10 protein-coding genes and 1 pseudogene are annotated in these 14,530 nt (G+C 69.0%); 7 read left to right on the plus strand and 4 right to left on the minus strand.

The window, feature by feature from the left end; genetic code table 11:
• Positions 1–189 precede the first annotated feature (189 nt).
• From AN216_RS22075 to AN216_RS22085, 3 genes are all read left to right on the plus strand, one after another.
• On the plus strand, positions 190–798 hold the full coding sequence (locus AN216_RS22075) for a DUF2269 domain-containing protein (protein ID WP_244502586.1): 609 nt from the start codon (positions 190–192) through the stop codon (positions 796–798).
• A gap of 263 nt (positions 799–1,061) precedes the next feature.
• On the plus strand, positions 1,062–1,463 hold the full coding sequence (locus AN216_RS22080) for a GNAT family N-acetyltransferase (protein ID WP_070198545.1): 402 nt from the start codon (positions 1,062–1,064) through the stop codon (positions 1,461–1,463).
• A gap of 230 nt (positions 1,464–1,693) precedes the next feature.
• Complete coding sequence (locus AN216_RS22085; protein WP_070198458.1) at positions 1,694–2,758, plus strand: restriction endonuclease; 1,065 nt, start codon at positions 1,694–1,696, stop codon at positions 2,756–2,758.
• Between the two features lie 792 nt (positions 2,759–3,550).
• On the opposite strand, the gene AN216_RS22090 is transcribed toward AN216_RS22085, so the two are convergent.
• Positions 3,551–4,117: a sugar O-acetyltransferase gene (locus tag AN216_RS22090; protein WP_070198459.1), complete on the minus strand. Its 567-nt coding sequence runs from the start codon at positions 4,115–4,117 to the stop codon at positions 3,551–3,553.
• A gap of 170 nt (positions 4,118–4,287) precedes the next feature.
• Here AN216_RS22090 and AN216_RS22095 point away from each other — a divergent pair, with 170 nt between their 5' ends.
• A complete protein-coding gene (locus tag AN216_RS22095) occupies positions 4,288–5,238 on the plus strand; it encodes a LysR family transcriptional regulator (protein WP_070198460.1) in 951 nt (316 codons plus the stop codon).
• A gap of 458 nt (positions 5,239–5,696) precedes the next feature.
• On the opposite strand, the pseudogene AN216_RS27455 reads toward AN216_RS22095, so the two are convergent.
• Positions 5,697–5,897, minus strand: a pseudogene (locus AN216_RS27455) (Lrp/AsnC ligand binding domain-containing protein); the annotation flags it as partial.
• Positions 5,898–5,959: 62 nt separating this feature from the next.
• On the opposite strand from AN216_RS27455, the gene AN216_RS22100 reads away from it, so the two are divergent.
• Together AN216_RS22100 and AN216_RS22105 are read left to right on the plus strand one after the other, a co-directional pair.
• Positions 5,960–6,646 (plus strand): LysE family translocator, encoded by a 687-nt coding sequence (locus AN216_RS22100; protein WP_244502587.1) that lies wholly within the window; start codon positions 5,960–5,962, stop codon positions 6,644–6,646.
• Positions 6,647–7,216: 570 nt separating this feature from the next.
• Complete coding sequence (locus AN216_RS22105; protein ID WP_070198461.1) at positions 7,217–7,774, plus strand: DUF3291 domain-containing protein; 558 nt, start codon at positions 7,217–7,219, stop codon at positions 7,772–7,774.
• Positions 7,775–8,222: 448 nt separating this feature from the next.
• Here AN216_RS22105 and AN216_RS22110 read toward each other — a convergent pair whose 3' ends face one another.
• A complete protein-coding gene (locus tag AN216_RS22110; protein WP_079166864.1) occupies positions 8,223–12,059 on the minus strand; it encodes a replicative DNA helicase in 3,837 nt (1,278 codons plus the stop codon).
• A gap of 542 nt (positions 12,060–12,601) precedes the next feature.
• Between AN216_RS22110 and AN216_RS22115 the strand changes: the two genes are divergently transcribed.
• On the plus strand, positions 12,602–13,933 hold the full coding sequence (locus AN216_RS22115) for an MATE family efflux transporter (RefSeq protein ID WP_244502588.1): 1,332 nt from the start codon (positions 12,602–12,604) through the stop codon (positions 13,931–13,933).
• A 130-nt stretch (positions 13,934–14,063) separates the two neighbouring features.
• Here the strand turns inward: AN216_RS22115 and rplI are convergent, their stop codons facing one another.
• Positions 14,064–14,513: a 50S ribosomal protein L9 gene (rplI, locus tag AN216_RS22120; RefSeq protein WP_070198463.1), complete on the minus strand. Its 450-nt coding sequence runs from the start codon at positions 14,511–14,513 to the stop codon at positions 14,064–14,066.
• Between the last annotated feature and the right edge of the window lie 17 nt (positions 14,514–14,530).

Genomic DNA, 14,530 nt, shown 5'->3' on the forward strand with positions numbered 1-14,530 from the left:
CCACCCGTGCGCGGGTCGCCGCGACGGACCAGGACGCGAAACCTCGGGGCAGCACCTCCGACACCCCTCCACCGCCGGCCCCGCCGGCACCTCCCGCACGCGGCGCTGACCCGGCTACTCGGCGGCGAGTAGCGGCGGATACTCCCACCGGCAGACGACCGGCCCGCACCGCGGCGAGACGGTGGAAACATGACGCACTCGCCTCCGAGACCGGGGCCCGAGTCGGGAACGGGAACGGCACCGCGCCCCACCACACGTTTCCGACTCCGCCGCCACACCCGCCGGGCCTGGCTGGTCACCCATGTCATCGTCTCCGTGGGTTGGCTGGGTCTCACCCTCTGTCTCCTCACCCTGGCCATCGCCGGCGCGACGAGCGAGGCCAGCACCACGGACGAGATGGCCTACCGCGCCATGCGGACCTTCAGCGACTGGTTGCTCGCTCCCCTCGCGCTGCTCACGGCACTCTCCGGGCTCGTCCTTTCGCTCGGCACACCCTGGGGCCTGGCACGGCACTGGTGGGTCTGGATCAAGTTCGTCCTGACCCTGGCCCTGATAGCGGCCTCGCTGTTGGCCCTCCGGGGCGTCATCGGTCACGCCGCAGACCAGGTGGCCGCCGGTGCGGAGGTGCATGCGCAGGACCTCGTCATGGGGCCGGCCGTCTCGCTGACCGCGTACGTCTTCCTCACCGCGATCTCCGTACTCAAGCCCTGGGGCCTCACCCGCCACGGACAGCGGAAACGGGACGCGGAACTGGCCGCGCGCCGAGCGGGGCGGGGAACCCCGGAACGAGCGGCATGACGTCCACGAGCGCCCAGCCACCACGACACCACGTGGCCACGGGCCCGCCGGGAGCCGCACGCCCCGGCCCGACCCAGACGTAGCATGCCGTCATGGACAGCACGCCGTACACGGGCGAACACCGGCCACCCGGCGCCCACCGGCCGCCCGAGCCCGGCGACGACATCGCGGGAGCCTCCGGGGCCCACGCCGCGTCTGCCCCGTCCGCCCCCAAGCTGACCGTACGGCGCGCCACCCGCGCGGACCTCCCGTGCCTCGTCGGGATGCTCGCCGACGACCCCCTGGGGGCGACCCGGGAGAACCCGCGCGACCTGACCGCGTACGAGACCGCCTTCGCACTCATCGAAGCCGACCCCAACCAGCGCCTCGTGGTCGCGGAGTACGCCGAATCCCCGGGCGTCGTCGGCACCCTGCAACTCACCTTCATCCCGGGCCTTTCCCGGCAGGGTGCGAGCCGAGCCCTGATCGAGGGGGTACGGGTCCACTCCGACGCACGCGGCACCGGACTGGGCAGCCGGCTCATCGAATGGGCCATCGAGGAGTCCCGTCGGCAGGGCTGCGCGCTGCTCCAACTCACCACCGACGCCAAACGCCTCGACGCGCACCGGTTCTACGAGCGTCTGGGCTTCGAGGCGTCCCACCTGGGCTTCAAGATGGCGCTTTGACCGTAGGAGGCACCTCTGGTGAAGCCCGGGTGACATCCACGGAGCGCGCGCTCCACTGCCGTGTGGTTGACCCCTCGCGCCCCAACGGTCACGAATTCGGATGAACGCTCGTACGCCGGTCGTGTCTTCGTGCCGCGTCGCTCGTTGCCCCGTGCAAGGGGGCACGGCCATGTCCAACGGCCCGCCCCGTGACCGGGCATGAACGCCCACGGAGGCAGGGAGATCACCGCATGGTGCACGAAGGCGTACTGGTCGAGTCGCGGACGATGCGCGCGAGCGTGGCCGAGCACACGGAGGCGCTCGACAGGGCGAAGACCCTGTCCCTGCTGCCCGACGGCATGCACGTCACGACCCGTATGGTGGCCGACTACTTCGAGGTGGGAATCGAAGCCATCCGCTCATTGGTGAAGGATCACCGCGCGGAACTGTCAGAGAACGGCTACCGGGTCCTGACCGGGGCAGAAGTAGAGTCCTTCAAGGACCTTACCTCCCTGGACAAGTACACAGGTCGCCACCTCGCGCTCTTCACGCGCCGCACCGTACTGAACGTCGCCATGCTGCTCCGCGACAGCATCGTCGCACGTCACGTACGTACGAACCTGCTCGACACCGAGCAGTGGGCACGCACGGCAAGCACCACCGCCCCTGTGGATAACTCAGTTATCCACAACCTCGTCGCCTGGCTCGACGCGCGCATCCGGGAGACCGTCGCGCACCAACTCGGGCAGCACGACGCCCGCATGACCCGTATCGCCGAGGACTCGGTGCGCACCGTCATCGGTCAGACCGTCGTCCCGTTGCTCAACCACGCGATACGGGCCGACGACGAGCGACGGCGCGAGATCTCGGACATCCGCCGCGAGGTGGCCGCGATCGACCGGGCGCTTCGGGCGCGGATGCCGGTGGGCGGCATGGCCGCCATGGACGCCATGAGCTGGCGGGAGTTCGAGGAGCACGTCGCCGGACTCTGCCGACGAGACGGGTGTGTCAGCGTCGCCAACACCAGCCGTACCAGCGACCTGAGCGCCGACCTGGTGGGGCGTACCGCCGACGGACGGACGCTCGTCGTGCAGTGCAAGCACTTCGCGCCGTACCGCAAGGTCGAGAGCGGGGAGATGCAGAAGTTCATCGGCATGGCGAAGGTGGAGTACACGGCGGATATCGCGCTCTTCGTCACGACCGCGACCTTCACTCCCGCCGCCGTGGACCTGGCCGTACGGCACGGCGTGACGGCCGTGCACCGCGGGCTGCTGGAGAGGTGGAGCGCGGGGAGGGCCCTCCAGGTGCTGCGTTAGACCGCGATGGGGTACGCGGCACCGGCCGGCCCCCTGCGATGGGCCTCCTGGAGCGTTTGGTCCCGAAGCCGCGATACGTGGTCGCGGCTTCGGGCTCGCGCAGTCTAGCGAGCGCCGCAGCAGAACCCCAGGGGCACCGGGCGGATTTCAGCCCGTCGAGTGGCGGAGCTGAGCAGCGGTGACCTCACGGTGCCGACTGGCCCATCGCTGAAGCTGGGAGCGGAACCAGTCCGGGCCGTGACTGTCGTCCCGCAACCGCCGCCGGCAGCGCCCGTCACCCGGCACACGTGTCCCGGCACGCGGAAAGCGCCCGCGTCGGCTCCGCTCCGTCCTCGGGCAGGCGTTCCTCGGCCAGCATGTCCAGGGCACGTCGAGCACGGCGGCCACCGCGGCCACGGTGGAGAAGCAGGGTTAGGCGCTCGACCGGTCTCGATCTTACGCAGCGCCCTTCCGGCCTGCCCGCGAACTTCGGCGGCCACGGCATCGGCCGCCGGACGCACGAGGACCCACACGTGCCCGGCCGATGTTCATGGCGGGCGGCGGGGACGCGTACCGGATGAACGCGGACGGCTGGACCATGCACACCCTCAACGGCAGCCCGCCCACAGGGAACACACCGTCGCCATCACGGATGACGGCCCCTGGTGCTGACCCTGTTGTGCGTCGGCGTGGCGTGCGGGCGGCGGCCACTCGGTGGGTACGTACGCGCCTCCGGCTGCACGAGGCGTGCCCTAACGAGCGGGCCGAAGCGACCCATACGGCGTTCGGGAGCCCGGCAGGGCCGCCGCGTGGTCACGTGGCTGAGTCGTCCCACCGCTTGCGTTCGCACGCGGCCGGTCCGGTCACCAGGGTGTTGGCGGGCACGTCCTTCGTGACGACGGTTCCGGCACCGACTACGGCACCGCGTCCGATCGTGACCCCGGGGAGAACCGTGACCGCCGCGCCGAGCCATGCGTTGGCCTCGATAGTGATGGACGCCATCGTGAGGTACTCGCTCCGCTGACTGGCTTCCACCGGGTGATCGGTGGCGATGAGGTTGGTCTTCGGGCCGATCAGGACACCGTCGCCCAGCCGGATGCCGCCTTGCCCCATGCTGTCCATGAAGGTGCAGCCCTGGTTGACGAAGACGTGTTCGCCGAAGTCAATGCCGAGCCCGTGGTGGGTGTGGAAGGGCGGATAGACGGTGACGGAGCTGGGGACCGGCTTGCCGATGATCTCGGACAACAGGGCGTCACGGGAGCCCTTGTCGTCGTAGGGCAGCGCGTTGAGCCGCGACGTGAGCGTGTTCACGTACTCGATGCGCTCGGCTACGCGTGCGAACTCCGCTGTGCGGACGTACAGACGGTCTTGGTCAGACATAGGGGTTCCTCACGAGGCGCGCGGGGGTGCCGTCGAGTGACGGACAGCGGGATGACGGGTGATCAACCACCGGTTGACAGCGGTCATCAAAACGAGCTGGGCGGGCCGGGATCAAACAACCATCACGCTGACCAGAATCAACGGTTGGTTGTCTTCCTAGGATGAGCGGCATGGACGTCACTGCCGTGCGGACCTTCGTCACCGTCGTGGACGCGGGACAGTTCCAGGAGGCCGCCACCGATCTGTCGATCACCCCGCAGGCGGTGTCCAAGCGCGTTGCCACGCTGGAGACCGAGCTTGGTGTCCAGCTCTTCACCCGGGACGCGCGCGGAGCGCGGACCACCATCGACGGGCAGGCGTTCCTGCCCCACGCCCGTGCGTTCCTCCAGGCCGCCGAACGGGCCGTCACCTCGGTGCGACCAGGCAGCCGGACGTTGCGTGTCGACGTTATCGGCCGCCAACTCTCCCTGGCGGGTATGCTGCGCGGCTTCCACCTGGCCCATCCCCAGACCGCGTTGGATGTCGTGACGCTGTTCGACTCCGACGCGGCCGTCGCCGCGGTGCGGGCGGGGACGATCGACGCGACTTTTCGTGCCGTGACCATGCCGGGCCGGCGGCTGCCCCGCGGCGTGGAAGCCACCGCCGTCTTCGACGAACCGCTGCACCTGTTCACCGGACCCGGACACGAGTTCGCGAACGCCACCGCGATCACTCCCGCCCAGCTCGCCGGCCGCCGGATCTGGATGCCCGGGAACCGGCCCGGCACCGAGTGGGCCGCCTATTACGACGACCTCGCCGCCGCCTTCGGCTTCGTCATCGACTCGGTCGGCCCGGACTTCGGGATCGAGCCCCTGCTCGACACCATCGCCGACTCCACGACCTTGGCCACTTTCGTCGGCGAACAGACCCCCCTCGTCTGGCCCGCCGACCACGGCCTGCGCCGTATCCCCATCAAGGACCCCACCCCGGTCTACCCCCACTTCCTGATCTGGAGCGGCGACAATCCGCATCCCGCCCTGGCCGTCCTACGCCGCTACCTCACCGCCGCCTACCCCGGCCGCCTTGGCAGCGGGATCTGGGCCCCAGCGTGGACCCATCCCGTACGACCTGAACGCGCCTGACTCCCGCCCACGAACAAACCAGTGGCACGACCAGAGTCCGGCCCACCCCACCGCATGTCGCGTCCGACTCTGCTCCGACATCAGCCCTGGTTCCGACCGAAACATGTACGAAGTCTGGAGGTCCTCAGCTTCGCTGCCCCGGGCGGCAGTTCCGTGAACCGCGGTTCTTCTCGTTGGTCGCGACCACCACTGGGAGGGCCCACCCTTCGCATCCGTACCGTGCGGCTTCCCCGCCACGAGGACACGCACGCGGTTGGCGCTTCGCCGGTGACTGGTACGCCGGACACCTGGCTCCGGGCTACACCCGCCGCGCCCCTACCGTCGCCGGGACCTACTTCGCCGCGGTCGGCCTGCCCGGCTCCTTCTGGCCATGCCCGACTGAGACCCGTATGCCGACCTGCGCTCCGCGCGGAGCCATGCCAGGAGGGACGGTGGACCTCCGCACGTCCAGCCGGCAGCTATTCGGGCAGTGGTCTGTCCTGGACCACGTTCTTCATGACAAGGGTCGAAGTCAGGCGTTGGACGCCAGGGAGTCGAGCGAGCTGCTGGTCGTAGAGCTGTTGGAGCGCGGTCAGGTCGGTGGTTGCGACCCGCAGGAGATAGTCAGGCTCTCCGAACAGGCGCTGAGCCTGGAGCACGTGCGGGACGGCGGTCACGGCCTCTCAAGAGGGGACGATCGATAAACACCGCCACGTTGGCTGCCTTCCTAGCGGTAGATCTGTTGCTGGTCTTCACTCCGGGTGCGGACTGGGCCTACGCGATCTCTGCCGGACTGCGGGAACGCGCGGTCGCTCCCGCCGTTGTCGGGCTGGTCGCCGGACATGCGGCCTATGCACTGGTGGCCGTCGCGGGCTTCGCGGTGATCGTGGCAAGCTCACCCGCCGCACTCACCGCCTTGACCGTGGCCGTGGCCGGCTACCTGCTGTGGCTCGGCTGGGGCGTCCTGCGGCAACCGGTCGTTCCGGCAGCCACCGGAAGGAGCACGAATAGCTCCCGCATGCAGGTCATGCTCAAAGGGGCCGGGATCAGCGGACTGAACCCGAAGGCGCTCCTGTTGTACTTCTCGCTGTTCCCGCAGTTCAACGACTCCGCCGACGGCTGGCCGGTTGCCGCGCAGACCGGGCTGCTCAGCACGGTGCATCTGACCGCGTGCACCGTCGTCTACCTGGCCGTCGGCGTTCTGGCCCGCACAGTCCTGAACGCACGGCCCTCGGCCTCCCAGAAGGCATTACGGCCGCCGAGCTCAAGCCGTACCTCCATGCTCGCGCATGGCGCAGCGACGCGGCCCACCTTCTGGACACGCCCCCCGATGCCCTCGCCGCCGAACTGGTCACGACCATGCTCGCCAGCGGCGCGATCGTCCTGCGTGAGGGACGTCTGCACGCCGCCGCCGATCACACCCCGGTGACGGCCGACGCTCTGCGCCTCCCCTACCCCCGCGCCTGGCCGGCGGCCGAAGCACACTGACACGCGCGCCGCCTGCGTTGGAGGCATCGATCCGGATCGAATCCCCGCGCGGTGCTGCCTGGGCGAAGCTGGGCCGCGATGTCACCCCACGCAACCAAACCGGAAGACCAGATGCTGGCTCGAGGAAGAGGCGGGCATCTCGGCCGCGTCAAACCCTGAAACAGGCACCACGCACCATGAGTACGGCTGACATGCCAGCCAACGCCCAATTGTCGAGGCTGCTCCTCCCCAGTTGCTGAGCCAAGGCGGAATTTCACGACGGCAGACAGCACCACCCTCCGAGCGCCGCAAGGTCCTGTGCAAGAGGCCACTTGGACAGGGAAAACGCAACTTAGACATGGCCCGCGGAGGCAGCTACCTTCACCTGGTCTTCGGCGATCGCCCACGGTCGCACCGGAGTTCCTTCAGGCTGAGGCGCCCGTGAGGGGTTGGTCAGCCCCATGAATCCTCGCTCCCATGCGTAAGCCACCGAACGGGTACCCATCAGGCACCCCCAACCAGGGAGAGACGCATGCCCCACCTTGCGCTGTACACATTCGGCGTCCTGAAGTCGCCTCTTGCCGATCCCGCACCTCTCACACGCGAATTCCACGACAGCGGCGAGGCCGTCTACCAGAAGATCAGCCAGCACCCCGGATACCTCGCCCACGCCAAAGCGGCAGACGGCGCCCGGGGAACTTTCTTCGACTTGGACTGGGGTGCTTGGGGAGAGTTCGCCGTACCGCCCTGGTACGGCAAGGGTCGTACCGTGGAAACCATCGCCCTGGCCACGACCCTCTCACTCTGGACCGACCTGCGCCCCGCCTTCGACGCCATCTACACCGGTCTGCACCGTGAGGCGCTGAACAGGCGTTACGACTGGTTCGAGAGGACAGGACACCCGAGTTACGTGTTCTGGTGGGTCTCCGACGGAACGATACCCACCTGGCAAGACGGGGTTTCCCGGCTGGAACACCTCCATGACCACGGCCCCGCGCCACACGCCTTCACTTTCCACCACTCGTTCGACCCGGACGGTACTCCGACCCGGATCAAAGGAATCCAGCCGAAGAGCGACCACGTTCGCTGACAAGGACGCCTGAACGACCTTTTTCGCTGTCAAAGAGTCTCGATCTAATGAGGCCCCAAAGAAGCTGTACATTACCAACTTCCATGTCATGCGCCGACGCTGTGAGAAGGAACTTTCGGGTTACCCTCACGCTCTGGCACACTGCTGCTGTCCGTGCCCATACGTCATGATTCCTGATGTACGTGAATCGCGGGCAGTTACGTGTCCAATCTCGAGCGAGCATGAGCAGCCGACGACTCCTCAAACTCCACGGCCCGCCGAGTCCACGGAAATGTGAAGCCACCGTCGGCTCGAACACCCAACATCTGACTCGCGCGAAAGCCGCCTTACCGAGGGTTGGCCTATGGGGGTCTACTCACGATCTGACCGCCCATTCGCGGCGGTTCGACCACCACCTGGCCATCATTTCTGAGATCTGGCCACGAAATCTGAGAACCCACAAGGTCGCTCACATGCCGTTCGCCATGTCCTGGAAGCGAGAATAGTGCCCCTGGAAGGCGACGGTGATGGTCGCCGTGGGACCGTTCCGGTGCTTCGCGACGATCAGGTCCGCCTCGCCCGCACGCGGCGACTCCTTCTCGTACGCGTCCTCTCGGTGCAGCAGGATCACCATGTCGGCGTCCTGCTCGATACTGTTGTGGGCGGCGATGCCGTCAGCGATGAAGTTGTGCGTGCCTTTGACCGTCGCGTCGTAGACCGGCTGCTCTCCGAGCGGTTCGATCTCCACCACCCGGTCCCAGAACACGTCGTCGCTCGCGACAGCCCGCGGCTCCGCCGAGTCCTGTCCCTCCGCACAACGCTGCCTGCGCTCCCGCGCGTCGCGGCTCTCGTACGGGGCGGCGCCACCGGGCTCCGTACCGACGGCGTCCCGGACCGGGCGCTCCGTGGCACCCGGGAGGCGTTCGGCCTCGACGAGGCCCCACGCCTCTCGGGACGGGGAGTCGACCTGCGTGCTCGCGGCCCGGTCGTCGAGTTCGGTCCCGAGGCCGGCGGCGGTCCCATCGCGCTGACCATGCACCCCGATATGCCGACAGAAGGCGCGCGTACCCGGCCCGTCGGAGACGTCCACCTCGTAACGGGGGTGCTCAAGCCCCTGGTCGGTGGTGTCCTCCCTGATCCACGCGATGATCCCGAAGCGGGAGAGCAGGCGGGCGACGCCGTCAGCGAGCGGACGGCTCGTCGTGGAGTAGAAGACCCGGGGTCCCTGCCGCTCATCCGGCTTCGGAAGCCACACGCTGCCCTCCGTGGCCCACAGGTGTCGGAGGAACGTGGCCACCTCGTCGTCGCTGGCGGAGTACAACGCGTCGGGGATCCGCGCCTCGTACGCCCGCAGATCCTCGATGCCCAGTTCGGCGAACCACACGTGCAGCGGATCACGCCTGCCGGGCGGGCACGTGTGCGGCGCTGGAAGGTAGCTGCGCCACCACGCACCCCGTGCGACGCGTCGCGGTGTGACCCCGAACTCCGCGGCTGCCGCCGCCTCGACGAAGTCCAGGTTGGCCTCGTCCCGCGACGTGTAGTGGACGGGCCGCTCTCCGAGCACGCATCCTTCGCCGAGGAGGTGAGCGAGCAAGCCGATCCGGTGCTCCGACCAGCCGAGCCCCGACCCGACCGGCTCGGGAGTACGTCGGGGGACGGCGATCCGATCCCCCGTGGCGAGGTCGTCCAGCGGCGTCCAGCCGCCGAAGGTCAAAAACGGGTGGTTTCCGGTCGCCTTGACCTCCCGTCCCGAGGCGAGGCGAAGCCGATGAACTGGCTTGGTGCCCGAGGAGAACACGTTGGTGATCGGCGCGGGCGTCAGGCGGCGGTGTTCGTCCAGCGACCACACCAGCACGCCCTCGTATCCGCCGGACATGAGCTGCCGGAAGGAGACGGGTGCGCCGGTGTCCGCCCGCAGGACCGTCGTGTCAGCGGTCAGGCAGCCACTCTCCCGCAGGTCCGAGACCATCGGCTTCTTGTCCGTACGCTGCTCCGGACCACGGTTGAGCTGGGAGAGCGCGACGACCGGCACCTCCAGCTCCTTCGCGAGCAGCTTGAGGTTACGGGACATCTCCGAGACCTCCTGCTGCCGGCTCTCCGGACGCCGCGAGCCGCCGGTCTGCATCAGCTGGAGATAGTCGATGACGACCAGATGCAGGTCGTTGCGCTGCTTCAGGCGCCGACACTTGGCCCGGATCTCCATCATCGACAGATTCGGCGAATCGTCGATGTAGAGCGGCGCGTCAGTGACCCCCGCCATCTGACGGGCCAGTCGCGTCCAGTCGTCATCGGTCATGTTGCCCGAGCGCATGTGATGCAGCGCCACCCGGGCCTCCGCCGACAGCAGCCGCATCGCGATCTCGTTTCGCCCCATCTCCAGCGAGAAGATCACGCTGGGCAGGTTGCTCTTGATCGAGCAGGCGCGGGCGAAGTCCAGCGCCAGCGTGGAGTTGTGCGTGGGGATCATCGACTCGCCGGCCAGATACATGTGCGCGGCGTTGTCCACCCGTACGCAGGCCACCGGCACGCTCGGCACCGGCCGCACCACGGTGACGTAACGGCCACCACGGCTCGGAACGTGCTCCCGGGCGACCTCCTTGTGCGCCAGGCGCTTGCGCTCCAGCCGGAAGACGTCCTCGGACGTGCTGAAGACCAGGACGTACGACGCGGTCCGCCCCAGCCCGTCCTCCGGAGCGAACACCTCACAGCCGTGCCCCAGGCCGACGATCAACTCCCGTACGTCCTCCGCCAGTCGCCGCCCCGGCACGCTCAGGCGTACGGCCCCGTCGCCAGCGGGCCAACCGGCGACGTCCAGCAAACCCGCCAACAGGGCACGCCGCCGCTCCACCGGACCCCGGGCGTACGCCACGGGAACGTGCTGGTCACCCAGCACGCCCAGACAGGCGAGCCGCTCCTCGAACACGGCATGCCGCGCACCGCAAACAGCGCAAACACCGCGCCGCTCGCACCGCGTCGGAGTCGGGGACACCGCCGGCTGGCACAGGTCGTACGTCCCCCTGCCCGTCTCCCGCATATCGCAGCCCTCGGCCTCGACACCCGGGATGATCTCGGGATCGACACCGCCGACCCGCGCCGCACCCGCGTGGCCCCCCGCGAGCCACACTCCGAGCACGTACGCCGGTACCGAAACCGGCGGCGGCTGCTCCGCGGTCGTCAACGGCGGGGCGTTCCGCACCCAGTGGGTCGGCCGCCGGTCCGTGCCCGTCCCGCGCAGGCTCTCGGCGATCTCGCGCGTCGTACGCACGGCGGGCTCCCCGCCCGCGTACGCCTCGCCCCCGCGGGTGTCGGTCAGCCACTGGTGCTCGGCATCGGCGACCACGGTGGTGCCGTCGTCGAAACCGACCTCGAAACACGGACGGCCCGTCATCACCCCACTGACGGCGGTCACCCGGGTGGGGTGGCCGTCGGCGCCGATCAGCAGGTCACCGACCCCCACCTCCCCCATGGTCGTCCAGCCCCGCGGCGTGGGCAGCGGGGTGTCCAGCGCGAGCGCCTTCCCCATGGCGGGCCGTGCGGCCACCACGACCATCTGTCCGGGATGCAGGCCGTTCGTCAGCGAGTCGAGATCGGTGAAGCCGGTGGGCACACCCGTCATCTGACCACTGCGGGATCCGATGGCCTCGATCTCGTCGAGCGCGCCCTCCATGATCTCGGCCAGCGGGAGATAGTCCTCGCTGGTCTGCTCCTCGGTGACGGCGTAGATCTCGGCCTGCGCGGAGTTGACGATCTCGTCGACGTCGCCGTCCGCGGCGTATCCCATCTGGGTGATCCGAGTACCGGCCTCCACCAAACGACGCAGCACCGCCTGCTCGTGGACGATCTCCGCGTAGTACTCGGCGTTCGCCGCGGTCGGCACGGACTGCACCAGCGAGTGCAGATAACCGGGGCCGCCGACCCGACCGATGTCCCCCCGCTTCGTCAGCTCCGCGGCGATGGTGATCGGGTCGGCGGGCTCGCCCTTGGCGTACAGGTCGAGGATCGCCTGATAGACCGTCTGATGCGCGGGGCGATAGAAGTCGTGCCCCTTCAGCACCTCCACGACGTCCGCGATCGCGTCCTTGGACAGCAGCATGCCGCCCAGGACGGACTGCTCCGCGTCCAGGTCCTGGGGCGGCACACGCTCGAAGGTCACCGGCGCCGTCCAGGCCCCGCCGTCCCGGCCACGCTCGTGCTGCTCTGCCGTCGATGCGCCCGAGGAGCCCGGGGACCCCCGTGATCCTGAGGAGTCCGGTGTGCCGTTCCGTCGCTGGGCGGAGAGCGGGACGGGGCCAGCGGCACCGTCCATCTCAACCGCCCAATGGTCCTCGAGGTGATCGGGCTGCTGGGTCACCGTGCGCCTCCTCCCACTCGTCGTCCAGCCGGCGGACGATTCCCACGCCGTGCCTCTTTCCTACGCCGCGCCTCTGACAACGCGAGGCTTCCGACGCCGCTTGCGGCAGGGCGCAACCAGCTGAGGCCGGTGGAGGCCAGCCGAGAACGAGGTGAAGACCAGGCGACGACACATGGGCGTCGAGCTACGTTATGTGGGTCGGGGGCGCCCGAACAATCAGGTTATCCACAGGGGGTGTGGACAGTACGGCAAGAGTTGTGGAGAAGTCGGGCCAAGCTGTGCACGACACGGTGGACAGCACTGTGGAGGACTCTGCCAGAGCTCCCACATCAAGCATCTGACCTGCTGTTATCGCATCCACTGCCTGTGCGCGGAAAAAACTGCGAAGCTCGTCCACGGACGGCGGCACCCCACCGTCGACGCCACGACCGCGACCAGCTTTCGTAATGACTCATCATGAGTTGTGTCTATTACTTGTGGATGTTTGAATCGAACCTGTGCACAAGACTGCCACCCGCGTCCGCCAGCACGACCGCGAGATCCTCGCGCTCGCCCTCCCCGCCTTCGGCGCACTCGTCGCCGAGCCCCTCTTCCTCATGGCCGACAGCGCGATCGTCGGCCACCTGGGCACTCCCCAACTGGCCGGTCTCGGCGTGGCCGCGGCGCTCCTGCAAACCGCCGTGCACGTGTTCGTCTTCCTCGCCTACGCCACCACCGCCGCGGTGGCCAGGCGGGTGGGAGCCGGCGACCTTCCCGCCGCCATCCGGCAGGGAATGGACGGCATCTGGCTGGCCCTGCTGCTCGGCGCGCTGGTGATTGCCGTCGTGCTGCCCGCCGGGCCCGCGCTCGTCAACCTCTTCGGCGCCTCCGACACAGCCGCGCCGCACGCGGTGACGTACCTACGGGTCAGCGCGCTCGGCATCCCGGCCATGCTGGTCGTACTGGCGGCCACCGGCGTGTTGCGCGGCCTGCAGGACACCCGTACCCCGCTGTACGTCGCCATCGCCGGCTTCTCCGCGAACGCCGTGCTCAACGTACTGCTCGTCTACGGCCTCGGACTGGGCGTCGCCGGCTCCGCCTGGGGCACCGTCCTCGCCCAGTGCGGAATGGCCGCCGCATACCTGACGGTCGTCGTCAAGGGCGCACGCCGGCACGGCGCCTCCCTCCGCCCGGACGCCGCCGGCATCCGCGCCTGTGCCCAGGCCGGGGCACCACTGCTGGTCCGTACGCTCTCGCTCCGCGCCGTCATGCTGATCGCCACCGCGGTCGCGGCACGCCTGGGGAACGCCGAGATCGCGGCGCACCAGATCACCCTCACCCTGTGGTCCCTGCTGGCCTTCGCCCTGGACGCGATCGCGATCGCCGGTCAGGCCATCATCGGGAGATATCTGGGAGCCGACGATGCCGAGGGGGCCCGGGCGGCCTGCCGTCGCATGGTGCAGTGGGGGATCGTCTCCGGCGTCGTGCTGGGCGTGGCGGTCGTCGCCGCCCGGCCGCTGCTTCTGCCCATGTTCACCACGGACTCAAGCGTGCACGCGGAGTTGTGGGGCGTACTCCTGGTGGTGGCGGTGACGCAGCCGATCGCCGGGGTGGTGTTCGTCCTGGACGGGGTGCTGATGGGCGCCGGCGACGGCGCGTATCTCGCCTGGGCCATGCTGTTCACCCTGGCCGTCTTCACCCCGGTGGCGCTGCTCGTGCCCGACCTCGGCGGCGGGCTGGCCGCGCTGTGGTGGACGGTGGCTGGGCTGATGATGACGGTGCGTCTGGTGACCCTGTGGCTGCGCAGCCGCTCGGGGCGTTGGATCGTCACCGGCGCCGTACGAGCCTGAGCCCCAGTCCCGTGCGAGGCGCTCGTACGGCCCCCGCCGGCACCCGGAATCCCGGACCCCGAAGCACGAGAACCGGTCCGCGTCCCGTCGATCGGGAACGCGGACCGGTTCAGCGGCACATGCTCGCGGCTCAGGCCGCGGCCTGGACCTCCACGTCGAAGGTCGCTACGACCTCCGGGTGCAGCCGTACCGAGACCTGGTGCGAGCCCAGCGTCTTGATCGGCGCGCCCAGCTCCACCCGGCGCTTGTCCAGCTCGGGTCCCTGGGAGCGCTGCACCGCGGTGGCGACGTCCGCCGGGGTCACGGAGCCGAAGAGCCGGCCGCCGGCACCAGCGCGCACCTCGAGTGCCACCTTGATGCCGTCGAGCTGCGCCTTGACCTCGTTGGCCTGCTCGATCGTGACGATCTCGCGAATCCTGCGGGCACGGCGGATCTGCTCGACGTCCTTCTCGCCACCCTTGGTCCAGCGGATGGCGAAGCCCTGCGGAAGCAGGTAGTTGCGGGCGTATCCGTCCCGCACCTCGACGACGTCACCGGCGTTGCCGAGGCCGGAGACCTCGTTGGTCAGGATGATCTTCATGGTCGGGTCACCCTTTC

It is taken from the genome of Streptomyces oceani, assembly GCF_001751245.1.
Lineage (GTDB): Bacteria > Actinomycetota > Actinomycetes > Streptomycetales > Streptomycetaceae > Streptomyces > Streptomyces oceani.